Below are 18,877 nucleotides of genomic sequence, written 5' to 3' on the forward strand. Positions count from 1 at the left end.
GAGCTCCGGGGGGTCAGTGGGCGCCGACGCCCGTCATGGAGCGCACCTCCAGTTCCGCGTACTTGGCGCCGCCCGCCGTCTCGTCCTTGGACAAGAGGGAACCGATCCAGCCCAGGAGGAAGCCGAGCGGGATGGAGATGAGTCCAGGGTTCTCCAGGGGGAACCAGGCGAAGTCCACGTCGGGGAACATGGAGGACTCCTTGCCGGTGACGACCGGCGAGAAGAAGACGAGCAGCACGGACGAGATCAGCCCGCCGTAGATGGACCAGAGCGCCCCCGTCGTGGTGAAGCGCTTCCAGAAGAGGCTGTAGAGCAGGGTGGGCAGGTTCGCGGAGGCGGCGACGGCGAACGCGAGGGCGACGAGGCCCGCGACGTTGAGCTTGCCGGCGAAGATGCCGAGGCCGATGGCGACGCCGCCGATGATGACGGCGGAGACGCGCGCTGCCTTGACCTCCTCCTTCTCGGTGGCTTTGCCGCGGCGGATGACGTTCGCGTACAGGTCGTGCGCGAACGAGGACGAGGAGGCCAGGGTGAGCCCGGCGACGACGGCCAGGATGGTGGCGAAGGCGACGGCGGAGATCATCGCGAGCAGCACGGCGCCGCCGGTGGAGTCGGCGCCGCCGCCGATCTCCTGGGCCAGGAGGGGCGCGGCGGTGTTGCCGGCCGCGTTGGAGTCGGTGATGGTCTTGGGGCTGAGCAGCGCCGCGGCGCCGAAGCCGAGCGCGATGGTCATCAGGTAGAAGACGCCGATGATGCCGATGGCCCAGTTGACGGACTTCCGGGCGGCCTTGGCCGTGGGCACGGTGTAGAAGCGGATGAGGATGTGCGGCAGTCCCGCGGTGCCCAGGACGAGGGCGATGCCGAGCGAGATGAAGTCGATCTTCGAGGTGGTCGTGGCGCCGTACTTCAGGCCGGGTTCGAGGAAGGCCGCACCCTTGCCGCTGTTCTCGGCTGCCGCGCCGAGGAGGGAGGAGAGGTTGTAGTTGAACTTGTGGAAGACGAGGAACGTGATGATCACGGTGCCGCCGATCAGCAGGCAGGCCTTGATCATCTGCACCCAAGTGGTGCCCTTCATGCCGCCGATCGTCACGTAGAGGATCATGACGACGCCGACGAAGACGACGATCAGGTTCTTGCCCGCTTCACCCGTGATCCCCAGCAGCAGCGCGACGAGCGCGCCCGCGCCGACCATCTGGGCGAGCAGGTAGAAGATCGAGACGATGATGGTGGAGACGCCGGCCGCGGTGCGTACGGGGCGCTGGCGCATCCGGTAGGCCAGGACGTCGCCCATGGTGTAGCGCCCGGAGTTGCGCAGCGGCTCGGCCACGAGCAACAGGGCGACCAGCCAGGCGACGAGGAAGCCGATGGAGTACAGGAATCCGTCGTAGCCCGACAGCGCGATGGCTCCGGCGATGCCGAGGAAGGACGCGGCCGACATGTAGTCGCCGGAGATGGCGAGCCCGTTCTGGAAGCCGCTGAACTGCCGCCCGCCCGCGTAGAAGTCGGTGGCGTCCTTGGTGCGCCGGCCCGCCCACACGGTGACCGCGAGGGTGATGACGACGAAGACCGAGAAGAGCGTGATGATCAGCGGCCGGTGTTCGCTGGCGCCCTCGGCGGCCAGGTGTACGGCGGGGGCCGCGATCGCGTGGGTGGCGCTCATGCGTCGTCCTCCTGACCGGCGAGTTCGCCCTTGTCCTCGTCACGCGGGTCGGCCTGGTGGCCGATGGTCCCGCTCTCCGCCCGTGCGGTGCCCGCGGCGTTGGTGGCCTGCTGGAGGTTCTCCGCCTCCAGCCGCGTCTTGAGCGCCTCCGCCTTGGGGTCGAGCTTGGCGGCGGCGAAGCGCGAGTACCACCAGGCGATCAGGAACGTGGTGAGGAACTGGGCCAGGCCGAAGACGAACGCGACGTTGACGTTCCCGACGACCTTCGTACCCATGAACCCGCCCGCGTAATTGGAGAGCAGGACGTAGAGCAGGTACCAGACGATGAACGCGACGGTGAGCGGGAAGACGAACGAGCGGTAGCTGCTGCGCAGTTCGGAGAACTCGGCGCTGTGCTGCACGTCCGTGTAGTCCCGACCGCCTGGTGGGCCGGAATGCGCGTGCTCTGGTGCGGTGTCCACGATGACTCCAGGAGAACTGGGAGGGACGGTCGGAACGTGAGTCGGAACGTGAGGGGGCGGGTCGCGGAAAGGCAAAAGGGAACAGAGGGACGGTAAAAACGGCAGAGTGTGACCCATGTCTCAGCAGACACACGGGTGCGCATCGTAGAGCGCGCCCCGGCTCGGCGACAGGGGGGCGGCGGGAGAACGGAGAGAAACGATCACGACTCCGCACAGCCTTCGGACTTTCTCCATCAATCCATTGCAGTTACCCGCCTCACAGGGATAACTTCCGTCGTCTGTGGACAACTTCAGACGACACGGAGACCCCATGCATTCGAGACCTTCCAGACGGCGACGCGCGCTCGCGGTGCCGCTGGGACTGGTGCTGACCGCCTCCTTGGGCCTGGCGGGCGCCGCGGCGGCGAACGCGCAGGACACCGACTCCACCGCGGCACCCAAGGCGAAGGCGGGCGAGAAGCTCAGCTACGTCGTCAACACGGATACCGACCGCGGTACCGTCGAACGTGTCAAGAGGGAGATACGCAAGGCTGACGGCAAGGTCGTCGCGGCGTACAAGAAGATCGGCGTCGTCGTCGCGCACTCCGCCAACCCGCAGTTCGGCGAGACGCTGCGCGGAGTCGACGGAGTCGACTCGGCCGGCGCCACCCGCACAGCCCCGCTGAAGGCCGCGACCACCACCGAGGTGGGCAAGCCCGTCTTCGTCAAGGAGCCCAAGAAGGCGTCCACGCTCGCGAAGAAGGCCGAGGCGAAGAACCAGGAGCCGCTGGAGTCCCTGCAGTGGGACAAGCGGGCCATCAAGGCCGACAAGGCGGCCAAGGTCGACGAGGGCAGCCGCAAGGTCACCGTCGGCGTCATCGACACCGGCGTCGACGACACGCACCCGGACCTGAAGGCCAACTTCTCCGCCAAGCAGTCCGCGAACTGCGTCGGCGGCAAGGCCGACACCTCGCACGGCGCCTGGCGCCCGTACAACCCGGACGAGGACTACCACGGCACCCACGTGGCGGGCATCATCGCCGCCGACCGCAACGGCGTGGGCATCGCGGGCACGGCCCCCGGCGTGAAGGTCTCCGCCATCAAGGTGAGCGAGCCGGAGACGTCGCTGTTCTACAGCGAGGCCGTCGTCTGCGCCATGGTCTTCGCCGCCGACCACGGCATCGAGGTCACCAACAACAGCTACTACGTCGACCCCTGGCTCTACAACTGCGACGACCAGGTCGACCAGAAGGCCATCGCCGACGCGGTGCGGCGTGCCGTCGACTACGCCCAGCGCAAGGGCGTCACCACCGTCAGCTCCGCGGGCAACTCCTCGCACGACCTGGCGGCGAGCGAGATCGTGGACGACACCAGCCCGAACGACAGCACTCCGGTCAAGCGCACCATCGACCCGGCCGCCTGTCCTGACGTGCCCTCGATGCTGCCCAGCGCGACCTCGGTCTCGGCCACGGGCCCGGAGAACCTGAAGTCGTACTACTCCAACTACGGCCGGTACCAGATCGATGTGACAGCCCCCGGCGGTGACCGCGCGTTCCAGACGCCGGACGAGCCGGCCAAGGACGGCGGCGTGCTCTCCACCATGCCGAACGGCGACTACGCCTACCTCCAGGGCACCTCGATGGCGGGCCCGCAGGTCGCGGGTGTGGCGGCGCTGCTCAAGAGCACCCACCCCAAGTCCAGTGCGCAGGAGATCTCCTGGCTGCTGAAGGCGCAGGCGCAGACCCTGCCCTGCCCCGAGGAGGCCTACGACCCGGACGGCAAGGGCACCTACGCGGCCGAGTGCACCGGCGTGCGGGGCAACAACAGCTTCTACGGGCACGGGCTCGTGGACGCGCTGGCGGCCGTCACGAAGTGACGCCCGCCGCCTGGGCCGCGCGCCCGGGTCACGGCACGGCATGAGGTGACGTGAGGTGAGGGGCCGGACCGCGGATCGAGCGGCCCGGCCCCTTCCGCCGTCGGGCTCGCGCGGACCGAGCGGCCCGGCCCTTCGGCCATCGGCCCCCGCGCATCGAGTGGCCCGGCCCCTCGCCCCTTTCGCCCGCCGCGCTTCTCCTTCGTCCCGACTCGCCTGCGGGCGGCGGCCGTTCGCCCGAAGAGACGCGCCGTGCGGCGGCCCCCACCGCACTCCCGGGGGCGTGCCTGACGGCACTGTCAGTACCGCCCCGTATTCTCTGTGACCATGCTCGAAGACCAGACGGCACGCACCGAAGGGATGTCCGAGCGCATCCCCGCGCAACCCGCCGACGCCCCGCCACCGCCGATCTGGCCGTCCGCCTACCCGGACGGCTACGCGGTGGTGGACGTCGAGACGACGGGCCTGGCGCGCGACGACCGGATAGTGTCGGCGGCCGTCTACCGCCTGGACGCGCGCGGCGAGATCGAGGACCACTGGTACACCCCCGTCAATCCGCAACGCGACCCGGGGCCCACCTGGATCCACGGGTTCACGGCCGAGGCGCTGGCCGACGCGCCCCTGTTCGCCGACATCGCCGAAGAGTTCGCCGCCCGGCTGGCCGACCGCGTCCTGGTCGCCCACAACGCCATCTTCGACTGGTCGATGATCTCCAGGGAGTACGCACGCGCCCGGCGCGAGGCCCCGGTGCGGCAGCGGCTGTGCACCATCGCCCTGTCCAAGGAGCTGTCCCTCCCCCTGCCCAACCACAAGCTGGAGTCCCTGGCCGCGCACTACGGCGTCATCCAGCAGCGGGCACACCACGCGCTGGACGACGCGCGCGTGCTGGCCGAGGTCTTCCGGCCCAGCCTCCACCTGGCGGCCAGCCAGGAGGTACGGCTCCCCCTGCTGGCGTGCACACCGCTGAGCGAGTGGTCCGACTCGGTGGTGCCGCGCCCCGGTGGCGGACCGGTCGGCGGATACGGCGCCCACGCTCGCGGGTACGGCACCTGGCGCCCCTCACGCAAGCGCCCCGCCTGCCCCTACCCCAATCCGGGGCGGTACGAGCCGGGCGGCCGGCTGGTGCAGGGGATGCGGGTGGCCGTCTCCGGCGACACCTCGGTGGACCGGGAGCTGTTGGAGGACCGCGCGATCGAGGCCGGTCTGCACATCGCCACCAGCGTGTCGCGGCTGACGAGTCTGCTGGTGACCAACGACCCCGAAGCGGCCACCTCGAAGATCTCCAAGGCCCGCGCCTTCGGTACGCCCGTCATCGACGAGGCCGCCTTCACCCAGCTGCTCCAGGACGTGGCGCCCTCGCCGGAGGGCTGAACCCGGGGGGTCCGCGCGGGCGGACGGCGGCCCGAGGGGTACCGTCAGTAGGCGTGTACCGCTTCCTGTTGTCCCGGCAGTGGGTGATCCTCACCCTGCTCGGCCTCGTGCTGATCCCCACCATGATCAAGCTGGGCTTCTGGCAGCTGCACCGCCACGAGAGCCGGGTCGCGCGCAACGAGGAGGTCGCGGCGAGCCTGGCGGCGCCGACCGTGCCGGTCGGGCGGCTGACGGGCGTGGGACGCGAGCCCGCCGACGACGAGAAGTTCCGCACGGTGACCGCCCGCGGCACCTACGACACCGCGCACGAGGTCGTCGTGCGGCACCGTACCGCCTCCGACGGCGACACCATCGGCTATTTCGTCGTCACCCCCCTGGTGCGCGAGGACGGCTCGGCGATCCTCGTCAACCGGGGCTGGATCGAGTCCAAGGGCGACCTGACGTCCTTCCCCGATGTCCCCGAAGCCCCGAAGGGCGAGGTCACGGTGACCGGGCGGATGATGCCCGACGAGACGACCGAGGCCAGCGGCATCAAGGACACCAAGGGGCTGCCGGACCGCCAGGTCATGCTGATCAACAGCAGGAAGCAGGCGGACGAGGTGGGCCGCCCGCTGGCCGGCGGCTTCATCCAGCTGATGGAGACCTCGCCGAAGCCGGCAGGCAAGCAGCCCGAGGTGCTGCCGGAGCCCGACCACAGTGGCATCGGCCCCCACATGGCGTACGCGGTGCAGTGGTGGCTGTTCACCGGCGCCGTCCCCGTGGGGTGGGTGATTCTGGTGCGCAGGGAGGCGAAGGACCGGCGGGCGCAGGGATCCGGGCCGGGCTCGGGAGCCGAGGAGGACGCCGCCCGGGAGCCGGAGAAGGTCGCGCCGTAAGGCGGGCGCGGGCGCTCCCCGGAGAGCTGCGTCGGCCTGGCCGTCCCCCGTGCGGCGGACGTCAGGCAGACTGCTTTCCATGGATCTTGGACTTTCAGAGCGCGTCTACGTCATCACCGGCGGCACCCGGGGCCTCGGTTTCGCCACCGCGGCACAGCTGCTCGCCGAGGGGGCGCGGGTCGTGGTGACCGGCCGGTCCCAGAAGTCGGCCGAGGAGGCGGCGGCCAGGCTCGGCGTCGAGGCCTCCGGGGCGGAGGGCCGGGCGCTGGGCGTCGAGGCGGACAACGCCGACCCCGAGACCCCCGCCCGGGTGATCGCGGCGGCCCGCGAACGCTTCGGGCGGTTCGACGGCCTCCTCGTGAGCGTCGGCGGTCCGCAGGCGGGTGTCGCTGCGGACGCGCTGACGGACGACCAGTGGCGCAGCGCCTTCGACAGCGTCTTCCTCGGCGCCGTGCGGCTCGCCCGCGCGGCGGCGGGTGAGCTGGGCGAGGGCGGCGTGATCGGCTTCGTCCTCTCCGCCTCCGTGCACGAGCCGATTCCGGGGCTCACCCTCTCCAACGGGCTGCGCCCCGGGCTGGCGGGCTTCGCCAAGACGCTCGCGAACGAGCTGGGCCCGCGCGGTGTCCGGGTGCTGGGCCTGATGCCGGGGCGGATCGGCACCGAGCGGATGCAGTACCTCGACTCGCTGACCGGCGACGGGGAGGCGGCCAGGGAACGCAACGCGGCGGCCATCCCGCTGCGCCGCTACGGCACCCCGGAGGAGTTCGGCCGCACCGCCGCCTTCGTGCTCTCGCCGGCCGCCTCCTACCTGACCGGGCTCATGCTGCCCGTCGACGGCGGGGCACTGCACGGGTTCTGACCCGTCCGCGGCGTCGCGCCGGGGACGGCCGTCGCACCGGGCACAGCCGTCGCGACGGTGACAGCCGTCGCACCAGGGACGGCCGGGGGGAGCGCCAGCGGCAGGAGCAGAGCCAGGGGCCGGGGCAGGGGCAGGCCGGGCGTGTTCGGTGCCGGTTCAGCTGACGCGTTCCGCCCGGTGCCGGGAGGTCCGCAACCGGACCTCTGCCGGGAGGGTGTCGAGACCGGCCGAGTCCACCGCGTGCCGGATCGTCTCGTGCCGCAGCCGGTGGACCACGGGCCCCGGCCTGGCGTGCGCGGCGAGGACGAGCCCGATGCGGGCCCGCAGCCGGTCCCGCCGCCCGGTCAGCGTGACGCGGGCCCGGTCCACTCCCGGCTGGGCCTCCGCCTCGGCGGCGATGACGTCCTCCAGGGCGCGACCGCGCAGCACCGCGCCCTCGCCGTCCCCGCTGTCGATCAGCGCCTCGCTCTGCCGACGCCGCCGCAACTGCGCCAGCAGCCACCACAGCGTCAACAGCACCAGCACGGCCAGCACGGCGATGACCACGGGCCACCACCAGCCCTCGTCGCGCCATCGGGTGCGGTCGGCGTCGGTCAGCAGCACGTCCCCCGGGCGCGTCCACGGCCAGCCGGACGGCATGGAGACACCCCACCGGTGCGGCAGTCCTGCGGCGGCGAAGAGCACGGCGAGCCCCAGCGCGAGCAGCACCAGTCCGATCAGCGCGGTCAGCACCCGGTTGACGGTCCGCAGCATGGCCTCTCGTCTCCCTGTCACTTGCCGGGTCGTCGTACGCGCACGGACAGCCTGGGCCGGCGGGCCAGGCCGAGCTGCTCGACGCCGTCGCGCAGCGCGCCTTCGAGGTCGGTGCGCACCTCGTCCAGGTCCCTGAAATGCGCCTGCGCCCGGGCGCGGACCGTGCGCCGCCGCACCGTGACCCGGGCCCCCTGCACGCCCGGCACCTCCATCGCCCGGTCCCGCAGCACCAGCGCCGCGGCGGAGCGTTCGAGCCCGGCGCGCACCTGCGGGGTGTCGGGCCGCATCGTCAGCAATGACCGCTTGCCGGGGGTGAGCGCCAGCACGAGCAGCCACAGACCGAGCGCGGCGGCTGCGGCGGCACCCGCCATCACGAAGACGTCGTCCAGGCGGCGGGTCGCCAACTCGTCGGTGAGGGTGCGCCGCCACGCCATGCCCGGCCTGCCGGCCCGCACCGAGGCCACGTCGTAGAGCAGGAATCCGATCCCGGCGAGCAGCAGCAGTGCCGTGATGCCGCCGGGCGCCCGGCGCGTCGACCAGAACCGGCCGGCCTTGCCCTGCGCCCTGTGGCCGCCGCTGACGCCTTCCCCGCTCACGTCACCCTCCCGGCGCCGTCGCCCTTCAGGTGGACGGAGTGCAGCCGGTCGATCTCCAGGGCCACGTCCGGCACCTCCATGCCGACCAGTTCCCGTACGCGCGCGACGACGCGGCGGCGGACCGCACCGCACTGGGCTCCCAGGTCGGAGGGGTAGCGCAGCTCCAGCGCCAGCCGCACCCTCGCCGTCCGCTCGCGGACCGTGACCGACGTACGGCGCACCGGCCGCCCCACCACCGGCCCGCCGTCGCGCGCCGGGGGCCGCTCCTGCCCGCTGTCCTGGCCGGACGAGGGTCCGGCCTCCTCACCCGGCGCCCGGCCGGCCTGTTCACCCGGTGTCTTCTCCGGGTGGCCGCGCAGCGCTTCCCGCGCCGCCTGTGCCGCGACCTTGGCGACGACCCGGTCGGCGATCCGGGTCGCGCCCCGCTCCGCCGCGCCGACGCGCTCGGTCTCCGGGAGCCGCCCGGCCACGGGGGCCTGCCCGTCCGTCATGAGGTCACCTGCGGCGTTCGTCGTCGCGGCCGCGGAAGAAGTCCCCCGCGTCCAGGTCTCCGTCGACGAACCTGCCCACCAGGAAACCCACGGCGCCCAGCGCCGCCACCAGCAGGAAGGCCCCGAATCCGCCGAAGTATCCGGCGAAGCCCAGCGCCAGGCCGGCGATCAGGCCGACAAGGGCCATGCTCATCTGCGCTCCTTCGCTCGGCACCGCGGCCAAGCGCGCGGCGCGCCATCACCCGGCACGGGGTCTACTGCAGCCGGGGCCGGTCCTGGTCGTCCTCGTCGTCGTCTTCCTCGTCGGGCAGCTTGACGTCGCTCACCGCGATGTTGACCTCGACGACCTCGAGGCCCGTCATGCGCTCGACCGCTGAGACGACATTCTCACGGACGGAGCGCGCCACGTCGGAGATCGAGACGCCGTAATCGATGACGATCTCCAGATCGAGGGCCGTCTGCACCTCGCCGACCTCTGCCTTGACGCCGCGGGTGACGGACGACGACGACTGCCCGCCGCCGGGCACCCGGTCGCGGACGGCGCCGAACGTGCGCGCCATGCCGCCGCCCATGGCGTGCACGCCGACGACGTCGCGTGCCGCCATGCCCGCGATCTTCTGCACCACCCCGTCGGCGATGGTCGTGCGGCCCCTGGACCCGGCGGGGCCGCCGCCGGGACCGCGCCGTGCCGGCTCGTTCCTGCCGCCGCTCTGCTCGCCGGTGGCCCCGCCGGACGGGCGGCTCTCGGAGCGGTTGGACGTGCTGCTCTCGGACATCTCCTGCGCCCCTTTCGGAGGTTCGGAGCGGCCTGCCGCTCCGCTGCTCACCGTAAGCGCGTCGGTCCCCCACCGCTCGGCACGCGGGGCGCCACCCGGCCGACCGGGTGACTGCCGCGCCCGAAGCCCACCCGGCACGCCCGCGAGCGGAACGCTCTTGGCGCGGAGAAAGGACGTGAGGGCATGCCGACGGAAAAGCTCACCCAGGTGGTGCGGCAACAGCTCGGGCTGGGGCGGCTCCTGCCGCTGGGCCGGGCGGCGGACGGGGCGTGGGTGGCGGAGGAGGCGGCAGTCGGCGTGCTCCTCCGCCCCGTGCGGGGAGGCCGGCTGAGCGGGGTGCGGATCGACCTGACCGACCCGGGCAGGGCGTCCGAGCCCGCCGTACCGCCGCCGCCCAGTGCGCTGCGGCCCGGTCCGCTCGCCCTGACCGCCGACCTGGCCGTCACGGCGAGCCGGCCGGTGCAGGACGCGGCCGATGCGGTGCGGGACACCCTGCTGAGCGCCGCCGAACGGGACCTGGGGCTCCCGCTGGAAACGGTGGATCTGCGGGTGACCGAGCTGCTGGAGAGCGCCGCGGGAGAAGCGGGCTCCGCCGGGGACTCCTCCCGCACGGTCGGCCCTCCCGGGGACGCGCACGACCCGGAGGGGGGCGCGCACGGCGACGCGGAACACCTCGCGCGCGCCGTGCTCGCGGTGGACGGCGTCGCCCGGCTCGCGCCAGTTGTGGGCCCGGCCCTCTCCCGCGTGGCCGCCGGACCGGCGCCCCACGCCGTCGACGTCACGGAAGCGGACGGGGGCCGTGGCGGGGGCCGGCACGTCCTGCTCCAGCTTGCCTTCTCCCCCACCCGCCGGGCCCTCGATACGGCACGCGCCGTGCGGGAGGCGGCGCGTGCCGCACTCGCCCACGGCGGCGGGGCCGGTGGCGGTGGCGGCAGCGGCGGTGAGCAGGCGACCATCGCGGTGCTGGTCACCGCCGTCGACCGGGTGTGAGCCCGGCGGCCAGGTCGGCCACACCGGGGCGGAACCGGGCTCCGTTCAGTCGCCCAGCCCGGCCAGATCGCGCAGGCGGCGCGACTGCGCGGCGCGTTCGGCGGCACGCTGCTCGTCGTACGTGCGCGTGGGGGCGCCGGCGAGGAGCGCCTTGGTCTCCACCACGGCGTCGCGCGGGGCGGCGAGCAGGGCCGCGGTCAGGTCGGTGACGGCGCCCTCCAGCTGCCCGGGGTCGACCACGAGGTTGGCCAGACCCACCCGTTCGGCCTCGTCGGCCTGCACGAAGCGTCCTGTGGCGCAGATTTCCAGAGCGCGCGCGTAGCCGACCAGGCTCACCAGCGGGTGGGTGCCGGCCAGGTCGGGGACCAGGCCGAGGCTGGTCTCGCGCATGGCGAACCGCACGTCGTCCGCGCACACCCGCAGGTCGCAGGCGAGCGCCAACTGGAAGCCCGCGCCGATGGCGTGGCCCTGGACGGCGGCGATGCTCACCACGTCGGGGCGGCGCCACCAGGTGAACGCCTGCTGGTACTCGGCGATGGCCGCGTCCAGTTCCTCGTCGGAACCGCGTGCCAGGTGCAGGAAGGAGAGTTCGCCCTCGATGCCCTCGGGCTCGAAGGCAGCACGGTCGAGCCCGGCGGAGAACGACGGCCCCTCGCCGCGCAGGACGACGACCCTGACCGCGCCGGGCAGTATGCGGCCCGCCTCGGCCAGTGCCCGCCAGGTCGCGGGCGTCTGCGCGTTGCGCTTGGCCGGGTTGGTGAGGGTGACCGTGGCCACCTCGCCGTCGGCGGTGACGTGCACGCCGTCCTTGTCGAGCAGGGTCATCGAGGTCCTCCGGTGGTTACTCGGCAGTTTGGTTAACTGAAGAGTAACCACCGGAGTGGACGCTCGACAGCCTCGCCTGCGGGCATCCGTCAGCGGACGAGGCACCGCTCACCGGGCCGCTCAGGACGAGGACGAGGAGGCCTTCTTGCCCCGTGTCGCACCGCCGCGGCCACGCAGGGTCACGCCGGACTCGCTGAGCATCCGGTGCACGAACCCGTAGGAACGGCCCGTCTCCTCGGCCAGCGACCTGATGCTGGCCCCGGCGTCGTACTTTCTCTTGAGGTCTGCCGCGAGCTTTTCGCGCGCGGCGCCGGTCACCCGGCTGCCCTTCTTCAGAGTCTCGGCCACCCGTGCCTCCTCATGGGAAGTGCGCTCTGTGACTCTCATGATCACCCCTCCTCCCACATCTGGCCACCCATTCGGCAAGGTCTTCGTCGAGCGCTTGGGAACTTGTGCACGGCACGAATGTCCAGGAGGAGGAGATTCCGGCCCCATGCAGATGCACGTGCAACCGCGGTTCGGAGCCGCCTATCGACCGAAATCAGCAGGTCAACGGCGCACGAGGCGCAAGGCGCACACACCGGTGCCGCACCTGCCACGGAGGCGCGCCCCCGGCGCGGGGCCGCGCCGGGGGTACGAGCCGCTCTCACTCAGATGAAGGATCAACCGTCGGCCGAATGATCCATAAGGGGGCGGATCAAGGAGAGGGGTGGGCGCCGGGAGGGATCAGGCGAGGGCGACGAGGTCGGCGTACTCCTCGTTCCACAGGTCCTCCACGCCGTCCGGGAGCATGATGATCCGCTCCGGCTCGAGAGCCTTGACGGCACCCTCGTCGTGGGTGACCAGCACGACGGCGCCGGTGAAGGTGTGCAGCGCGCCGAGGATCTCCTCCCGGCTGGCCGGGTCCAGGTTGTTCGTCGGCTCGTCGAGCAGCAGCACGTTGGCCGAGGAGACCACCAGCGTGGCCAGCGCCAGCCGCGTCTTCTCACCGCCGGAGAGCACGCGGGCGGGCTTGTCCACGTCGTCGCCGGAGAAGAGGAAGGAGCCCAGCGTCTTGCGGATGGCGACCAGGTCCATGTCGGGCGCGGACGAGCGCATGTTCTCCAGGACCGTGCGGTCCGGGTCCAGCGTCTCGTGCTCCTGCGCGTAGTAGCCCAGCTTGAGCCCGTGCCCGGGGACGACCTTGCCGGTGTCCGACTCCTCGATGCCCGCCAGCAGCCGCAGCAGCGTCGTCTTGCCCGCACCGTTGAGCCCCAGGATGACCACGCGGGAGCCCTTGTCGATGGCCAGGTCCACGCCGGTGAAGATCTCCAGCGAGCCGTAGGACTTCGACAGGTCCTCCGCCATCAGCGGCGTCCGGCCGCACGGCGCCGGATCGGGGAAGCGCAGCTTGGCGACCTTGTCGTCCTGGCGCTCCGCCTCGAGACCCGCCAGCAGCCTCTCCGCGCGGCGCGCCATGTTCTTGGCCGCGACCGCCTTGGTGGCCTTGGCGCGCATCTTGTCGGCCTGGGAGTTGAGGGCCGAGGCCTTCTTCTCCGCGTTCGCCCGCTCCCGGCGCCGCCGCTTCTCGTCGTCCTCACGCTGAGTGAGGTACTGCTTCCAGCCCATGTTGTAGATGTCGATGCACGAGCGGTTGGCGTCCAGGTAGAAGACCTTGTTGACCACCGTCTCCATGAGGTCGACGTCGTGGGAGATGACGATGAGGCCGCCGCGGTAGGTCTTGAGGAAGTCGCGCAGCCAGACGATCGAGTCCGCGTCCAGGTGGTTGGTCGGCTCGTCGAGCAGCAGCACGTCGGCGTCGGAGAAGAGGATGCGGGCCAGCTCGACGCGGCGCCGCTGACCGCCGGAGAGCGTGTGCAGCGGCTGGCCCAGCACCCGGTCCGGCAGGCCGAGACTCGCGGCGATCGTGGCGGCCTCCGCCTCGGCCGCGTAGCCGCCCTTGGTGAGGAACTCCGTCTCCAGACGCTCGTACTTCTTCATCGCCTTCTCGCGGGTGGCGCCCTGTCCCGTGGCGATGCGCTGCTCGTTCTCCTGCATCTTGCGGATCACCTGGTCGAGACCGCGGGCGGACAGGATGCGGTCACGCGCCAGCACGTCGAGGTCGCCGGTGCGCGGGTCCTGCGGGAGGTAGCCGACCTCGCCGGTCGAGGTGACGCTCCCGGCGGCGGGGGTGCCCTCGCCCGCCAGGCACTTGGTGAGAGTGGTCTTGCCCGCGCCGTTGCGGCCCATCAGGCCGATGCGGTCGCCCTTGGCGACGCGGAAGGTGGCCGACTCGATGAGGACACGGGCGCCGGCGCGCAGCTCAAGACCGGTGGCGGTGATCACTGGTTACTCCAAGGCAGGACTGAGGGACGTGCGTACGGATCGGTGCGAAAGCGGAGACGGCGTACGCACGCCTAATGCACGAGGAGATGAGGCATGAGCCCAGTCTACCGGCGGAGCGCAAACCCTTTTCCGGGCCGGCCACCCCTCCCGGTGCGAACCGGACGTGGTCGCGGTGCGGCCCGGGAGCAGTCCGGCGCGATGCGGAGCGGGCGGCTCACTCCCCGCCGGTGTGCACCTGGAAGGCGGCGCGGCGTACGGCCTTGGCGAGGGCGGGGTCGGGATGCGCGGCGGCCAGGGCGACGAGGACCTGCACGGTGCGCGGATGGCCCGTGGCCCGCACCTCCTCCAGCAGCCCGGGGACCGAGCCCTGTACGGCGGTGCCCAGGTGGTCGACCAGCAGCTGTTCCTCACCGTGGTCGGTGACGGCGGCGGCGGTGTCCACCCACAGCCAGGTCGCCTCCTCGCGGGTGAGCACGCCGGGTGCGCCGCCCGCCAGGTCCTCCGGGTCGGTACCGGCCTGCTCGGCCAGCCACAGCAGCGCGTACGGGCGCAGCGTGGGCTCGTCCGCGACCTCCTGCACGGCCTCCTCGGCCGGTGCGCCCACCACCCGCAGCGCCTCGAAGGCCAGCCCTCTGATCAGGGCGTCCTCGCCGCGCGCGGCCTCCAGCAGTTCGGTGACGGCGTGCGAGGTGGGGCGTGCCGCCAGCCAGGCGCGGTACTCGTCGCGCGCGGGGCCAGGGGTCATCCGGGCGCAGCCGCGGAGCATCTCCTCGGCGGACTGCTCGATGTTGCCCGCCGGGCTCTGGGCCGCGACGCAGATCTGCTCCAGCTTGGTCCACACCGCCCAGGTCCCCAGCGGGGTGAGGACGGCCGAGCCCTCGCGGAGTACGGACTCCCCGCCCGGCTCCTCGTCGGCACAGCGGGTGAGGGCGCCGACGGCGGAGAGGCCGTCGAGCGCCCAGTCGAGCAGGCCCGCCAGTGCGACGCCGACGTCGGCGCGGCTCGCCGCGTGCCCGCCGGCGTCCCGTTCGGCCCGCAGCTCGGCGATGCGCCGCCCCAGCAGGTCGTGCAGGAGCGCGAAGGTGACGGGCCCGCCGGACAGGTGCATGACGGACAGGAACTGGGGCACCGCCTCGACGACCTCCGCCACCAGCGTCTGTTCGTGCGGCAGCGGCGCGGGGTGGGCCAGCGACCAGGCGTCGAAGAGGGCGACCCAGCCGCGCAGTACCGCGCTGTCGTCCCGGTCCCAGGCGCGCAGCCGCCAGCCGGCGCGCGCGGTGTCCCCGTGCAGTTCGATCAGCCCGGCCAGCTTCGCCCTCCCCCAGTGGGCGCGCACCTGCCCGGCGGTCATGGACAGCTCGTCGGCGGCCCGGTGGAGTCCGTCGTCCGCGTGCGGGGACGTACCGGCGCCGGCGGCCCAGTGGGCGACGCGGACGGCGCCTGCGAGGGAGGCCCGGGCGTGCCGGGCGAGCTGGTCGCGGGGGAGCATGCCGTCCGGAGGCCGGGGCGTCCGGGCGGCGCGCCTGGTCGTCACCGTGCGCCGGGCGGCTGCGACGGGCTGTCGGGGGACGAGGCGGAGCCGGTTGTCTCGCGGAGTACGGGACGTCGTCACAGGAGCAGTCTTCACGCTGTTCCCGGGAAACCCAAACCTGGGGTGCCATATCCGGTCGTCCGGCGCCATCTTGGAGCACACGACGACCCGGTGAGGGGGCCTCAGCGTGACACCGTCTCAGGCGGACCTCCGGCCGGGCGGGGCGCGCTCGCGGTCTCAGGCGGGCCCTCCGACCGGGCGCGATGCGCTCCTGGGGAGCCGGCGCGGTGCACTCGTGGGGAGCCGGCGGGGTGCGCTCACATGAAGGGGGTCAGGAAGCGGCGCAGCTTCTCCTCGTACCCGTGCGGGTCGGCGTTCCACATCGCCGCGTGCGGGGCGTACGGGACGCGGTGCAGGGAGACGAGCCGCTCGCGGCGGGCCGCGAGGGCGCGGGAGCTCTCCCAGGGGGCGACGGTGTCGGCGGGGCCGTGCAGCAGGAGTGTGGGCACGGTCAGCTTGGCGGGGTCCACCAGTGGCGCTTCCCGGTCCTCGGGCAGCCCGGCCCGGCCCTGGACGGCCCGCACGACGAGCGGCAGCAGCGCCCTGGGGGCGCCGTGCGAGGACGCCAGCGCGCGGACGGTGTACTGCCAGTCCAGGACGGGCGAGTCCAGGACGAGCCCGGCGACACGGTCGCGCAGCGGGGAGTGCGCGGCAGCGTGCAGCGCCATCGTGGCCCCGCTGGACCAGCCGTGCAGGACGACCCGCCCGGCCCCGTGCTCGACGGCGTAGCGGATCGCCGCGTCCAGGTCCCGCCATTCGGAGTTGCCCAGGTGGCCGATGCCGTCGGGACAGGGCGGCGCCCCGGGGTCGCCGCGGTAGCCGATGCCGAGCACCGGCATCCGCCGGCTCACGTAGAAGGGGAACAGCGTCATGGGGTGCTCGCGGGTGGCGCCGAGTCCGTGCACGGTGATGACCCAGGTGCCGCGGGCGCCGGGGACGAACCAGGCGGGCAGTTGCCCGAGCTCGCCCGGGATCTGCACGTCGGTGTACTCCAGGCCCAGCGCCTCCCCGGGGTCGCCCACGTGCACCTGCGGGGTGAGGCGGACGGTCGCGCCGGTGCTGAGCCGTCCGCGGCTGACGCGCCGCAGCTCGCGGACCACCGTGTGCGGCCTGGAGCGCGCGGCCGTCTCGTCCTCCATGACGGGACCGACGACGGCGTGGGCGCCACGGCCGGTCAGGCCGTAGATTCCCGGGAGCCCGGCGGCCAGTGAGCGGGTGACGGCGATCCGGCCGTCGTCGTGCGACTGTACGGTCAGCCGGGTGCCCTCGAACCCGGCGGTGGGTCTGACGGCGGCGTCGCCGCGGGCGCGCACGGGGCGCAGCGCGACATCGGCGGCGTACCGTCCGGCCGCCAGAGCGGCCGCGCCGGTGCCGAGCACGGTGGTCGCGGCCAGTGCCGCGGTTCGCAGACGCATTCTCTCCAGGTTGACGCGAGGGGCCGGGTCAAACCAGCGGGACAGGCCGGGAGAGTGACGTCTGTGCGGGGTAACGCCGCGTGCCAGAGAGGGTGCGGTCGGTGCCGCCGATGCCGTGGCCGGGGTGTCGCGTTGCGCTGACCGACCCACGCGAACACGGTGTGACCTGGAACACACAATTGTCGTCAGGGGGTGACACCTCGACGCCCGCCCCAGTTCACCTTCCGTTCATTCGCCGTCCTTACGTTCACGGCGTGACTGCCCCTCGAACTGATTGTGCCTGGTGAATGGAACACATCACGCTTCTCATCGGGATCGTGATCGTCACGGCCTTGGTGTTCGACTTCACGAACGGCTTCCACGACACGGCCAACGCCATGGCCACCACCATCTCCACCGGGGCGCTGGCTCCCCGCGCGGCGGTGGCGATGTCCGCGGTCCTCAACCTCCTCGGCGCGTTCCTGTCCGTCGAGGTGGCCAAGACCATCTCCTCGGGAATCATCGACGAAGGTTCCGGCATCAAGCCTGAAGTGATCTTCGCCGGGCTGGTGGGCGCGATCATCTGGAACCTGCTGACCTGGCTCGCCGGACTCCCCTCCAGCTCCTCCCACGCCCTGATGGGCGGCCTGCTCGGCGCGACGGTCGCCGCGGTCGGCACGGGCGCGGTCAACGGCGACGTCGTCGTCATGAAGGTGCTCATCCCCGCGCTCGCCGCCCCGCTGGTGGCCGGCATCGCCTCCGTCTGCGCCACCCGGGTGACCTACCGCGTCGCCCGCAACGCCGACGAGGGGCAGACCGCCAAGGGCTACCGCGCCGGGCAGATCACCTCCGCCGCGCTGGTCTCCCTCGCGCACGGCACCAACGACGCGCAGAAGACCATGGGTGTCATCACCCTCGCGCTGGTCACCGGCGGCGCCCTGGCCCCCGGCGCGAACCCGCCCGTGTGGGTCATCGCCTCGGCGGGCCTGGCCATCGCGCTGGGCACCTACCTGGGCGGCTGGCGCATCATCCGCACCATGGGCAAGGGCATCACCGACATCCAGCCGCCGCAGGGCTTCGCCGCCCAGACGAGCGCGGCGGCCACCATCCTGGCCTCCTCGCACATCGGCTTCTCCCTCTCCACCACCCACGTGTGCTCCGGCGCCGTGATGGGTTCGGGACTGGGCCGCAAGGGCGGCGTGGTCCGCTGGGGGACGGCGGGCCGCATGGTCGTCGGCTGGGCGCTCACCCTCCCGGCCGCGGGACTGGTCGCGGCGGGCGCCGCGCTGCTGGCCGAGCAGGGCGACTGGGGCGTGGCGACGGTCGCCGTCCTCACGCTGGCGATCTGCGGCGCCATCTGGGTCCGCTCCCGGCGCACTCCGGTGGACCACACCAACGTCAACGAGGTGGAGCCCGCGACGGAGACCGCCATGCCGGCGCCGTCAACGGAGCCGGAGCCGGAGCCGGAGCCCGCGGGGGTGCTCACCACCGCCGTCCGCGCCGTCTCCCCTCCCCCGCCCCGAGCCGCCCCGCCKCCGCGGGCAGCATCTCCTGAGCCCCTCGGACAGGGCCTCGAGCCAGAAAGAGTGACCGCATGAACATCGACTGGGCCGCCCTCGGCCAGGTCTTCGGCGTCAGCCTGCTGGCGACCGTCGGACTCGTCGGCGTCTTCACCCTCGGCATCGTCACCAACTCCCCGCGCGCCGGCGCCACCAGCTCCTCCGCGCTCGCCCGCACCGGCGCGTACGCCTGCTATGCGCTGTGCCTGGCGGCGGTGGCGTACGGCATCTACCTGATCGCGGCGTAACCCCCCGCCCAGGCCTGCCCGAAACCCTCGGCACGGCCCCTCGGCACGGCCCTTCGGCACACCGCCCGACGACGAGCGCCCCCGGGAACCAGAGACCCCGGGGGCGCTCGTCGTCGGGCGCGGCTGCCCCGGCAGCGGGGTGGGCCGACGCGGTGGGCGTGGGGGATCACACACTCCCCCGTCGCAGGTCAAGGGCGAGTTGACGGGGTCAGTCGGGCGTGGTGGACTGCCGGTGCCCAAACGGCGGCATG

18 protein-coding genes and 1 pseudogene are annotated in these 18,877 nt (G+C 72.6%); 7 read left to right on the forward strand and 12 right to left on the reverse strand.

Features of this window, described 5'->3' with window-relative positions:
• Positions 1 to 13: 13 nt before the first annotated feature.
• Together AB8Z75_RS09475 and AB8Z75_RS09480 are read right to left on the reverse strand one after the other, a co-directional pair.
• Positions 14 to 1,660, reverse strand: coding sequence for a cation acetate symporter (locus AB8Z75_RS09475; protein WP_369200982.1), 1,647 nt, complete (start codon positions 1,658 to 1,660; stop codon positions 14 to 16).
• A 125-nt stretch (positions 1,661 to 1,785) separates the two neighbouring features.
• Positions 1,786 to 2,121 (reverse strand): annotated as a pseudogene (locus AB8Z75_RS09480) (DUF485 domain-containing protein); the annotation flags it as partial.
• Positions 2,122 to 2,431: 310 nt separating this feature from the next.
• On the opposite strand from AB8Z75_RS09480, the gene AB8Z75_RS09485 reads away from it, so the two are divergent.
• The 4 genes from AB8Z75_RS09485 to AB8Z75_RS09500 all read left to right on the forward strand — a co-directional run bounded on the left by AB8Z75_RS09485 (position 2,432) and on the right by AB8Z75_RS09500 (position 7,078).
• Positions 2,432 to 3,976 (forward strand): S8 family serine peptidase, encoded by a 1,545-nt coding sequence (locus AB8Z75_RS09485; protein ID WP_369200983.1) that lies wholly within the window; start codon positions 2,432 to 2,434, stop codon positions 3,974 to 3,976.
• A 324-nt stretch (positions 3,977 to 4,300) separates the two neighbouring features.
• On the forward strand, positions 4,301 to 5,344 hold the full coding sequence (locus tag AB8Z75_RS09490; protein WP_369200984.1) for a DEDDh family exonuclease: 1,044 nt from the start codon (positions 4,301 to 4,303) through the stop codon (positions 5,342 to 5,344).
• A 53-nt stretch (positions 5,345 to 5,397) separates the two neighbouring features.
• A complete protein-coding gene (locus AB8Z75_RS09495; protein WP_369200985.1) occupies positions 5,398 to 6,219 on the forward strand; it encodes an SURF1 family protein in 822 nt (273 codons plus the stop codon).
• Positions 6,220 to 6,298: 79 nt separating this feature from the next.
• Entirely contained in the window at positions 6,299 to 7,078 is a 780-nt protein-coding gene (locus AB8Z75_RS09500) for an SDR family oxidoreductase (protein ID WP_369200986.1), read from the forward strand.
• 156 nt (positions 7,079 to 7,234) lie between these two features.
• Here the strand turns inward: AB8Z75_RS09500 and amaP are convergent, their stop codons facing one another.
• The 5 genes from amaP to AB8Z75_RS09525 all read right to left on the reverse strand — a co-directional run bounded on the left by amaP (position 7,235) and on the right by AB8Z75_RS09525 (position 9,694).
• Positions 7,235 to 7,831, reverse strand: coding sequence for an alkaline shock response membrane anchor protein AmaP (gene amaP / locus AB8Z75_RS09505; protein WP_369200987.1), 597 nt, complete (start codon positions 7,829 to 7,831; stop codon positions 7,235 to 7,237).
• A 17-nt stretch (positions 7,832 to 7,848) separates the two neighbouring features.
• Complete coding sequence (locus AB8Z75_RS09510) at positions 7,849 to 8,427, reverse strand: DUF6286 domain-containing protein (RefSeq protein ID WP_369200988.1); 579 nt, start codon at positions 8,425 to 8,427, stop codon at positions 7,849 to 7,851.
• Positions 8,424 to 8,918, reverse strand: coding sequence for an Asp23/Gls24 family envelope stress response protein (locus AB8Z75_RS09515; protein WP_369200989.1), 495 nt, complete (start codon positions 8,916 to 8,918; stop codon positions 8,424 to 8,426). Before AB8Z75_RS09515 ends, AB8Z75_RS09510 begins: the two co-directional genes overlap by 4 nt.
• A 4-nt stretch (positions 8,919 to 8,922) precedes the next feature.
• Complete coding sequence (locus AB8Z75_RS09520) at positions 8,923 to 9,111, reverse strand: hypothetical protein (protein WP_114016966.1); 189 nt, start codon at positions 9,109 to 9,111, stop codon at positions 8,923 to 8,925.
• A 61-nt stretch (positions 9,112 to 9,172) separates the two neighbouring features.
• Positions 9,173 to 9,694, reverse strand: coding sequence for an Asp23/Gls24 family envelope stress response protein (locus AB8Z75_RS09525; protein ID WP_369200990.1), 522 nt, complete (start codon positions 9,692 to 9,694; stop codon positions 9,173 to 9,175).
• A 183-nt stretch (positions 9,695 to 9,877) separates the two neighbouring features.
• Here AB8Z75_RS09525 and AB8Z75_RS09530 point away from each other — a divergent pair, with 183 nt between their 5' ends.
• A complete protein-coding gene (locus AB8Z75_RS09530; protein WP_369200991.1) occupies positions 9,878 to 10,684 on the forward strand; it encodes a hypothetical protein in 807 nt (268 codons plus the stop codon).
• 45 nt (positions 10,685 to 10,729) lie between these two features.
• Here AB8Z75_RS09530 and AB8Z75_RS09535 read toward each other — a convergent pair whose 3' ends face one another.
• The 5 genes from AB8Z75_RS09535 to AB8Z75_RS09555 form a co-directional block, all read right to left on the reverse strand.
• Complete coding sequence (locus AB8Z75_RS09535) at positions 10,730 to 11,509, reverse strand: enoyl-CoA hydratase/isomerase family protein (RefSeq protein ID WP_369200992.1); 780 nt, start codon at positions 11,507 to 11,509, stop codon at positions 10,730 to 10,732.
• A gap of 120 nt (positions 11,510 to 11,629) precedes the next feature.
• Complete coding sequence (locus tag AB8Z75_RS09540) at positions 11,630 to 11,857, reverse strand: helix-turn-helix domain-containing protein (protein WP_181856496.1); 228 nt, start codon at positions 11,855 to 11,857, stop codon at positions 11,630 to 11,632.
• 378 nt (positions 11,858 to 12,235) lie between these two features.
• Positions 12,236 to 13,834 carry an ABC-F family ATP-binding cassette domain-containing protein gene (locus AB8Z75_RS09545; protein ID WP_369200993.1) on the reverse strand — a complete coding sequence of 533 codons (1,599 nt, stop codon included), beginning with the start codon at positions 13,832 to 13,834 and terminating at the stop codon, positions 12,236 to 12,238.
• A gap of 214 nt (positions 13,835 to 14,048) precedes the next feature.
• Positions 14,049 to 15,323 carry a hypothetical protein gene (locus AB8Z75_RS09550; protein ID WP_369201010.1) on the reverse strand — a complete coding sequence of 425 codons (1,275 nt, stop codon included), beginning with the start codon at positions 15,321 to 15,323 and terminating at the stop codon, positions 14,049 to 14,051.
• Between the two features lie 359 nt (positions 15,324 to 15,682).
• Entirely contained in the window at positions 15,683 to 16,840 is a 1,158-nt protein-coding gene (locus AB8Z75_RS09555; RefSeq protein ID WP_369200994.1) for an alpha/beta hydrolase family protein, read from the reverse strand.
• A 287-nt stretch (positions 16,841 to 17,127) separates the two neighbouring features.
• Here AB8Z75_RS09555 and AB8Z75_RS09560 point away from each other — a divergent pair, with 287 nt between their 5' ends.
• Both AB8Z75_RS09560 and AB8Z75_RS09565 read left to right on the forward strand, forming a co-directional pair.
• The gene (locus AB8Z75_RS09560; RefSeq protein WP_369200995.1) at positions 17,128 to 18,417 is read left to right on the forward strand and encodes an anion permease; all 1,290 of its coding nucleotides are present in this window, start codon (positions 17,128 to 17,130) and stop codon (positions 18,415 to 18,417) included.
• Positions 18,414 to 18,626, forward strand: coding sequence for a hypothetical protein (locus AB8Z75_RS09565; protein ID WP_369200996.1), 213 nt, complete (start codon positions 18,414 to 18,416; stop codon positions 18,624 to 18,626). The genes AB8Z75_RS09560 and AB8Z75_RS09565 overlap by 4 nt, the downstream gene beginning before the upstream one ends.
• Positions 18,627 to 18,877: the final 251 nt, after the last annotated feature.

The sequence above is a fragment of the Streptomyces sp. PU-14G genome, from assembly GCF_041028275.1.
GTDB lineage: Bacteria > Actinomycetota > Actinomycetes > Streptomycetales > Streptomycetaceae > Streptomyces.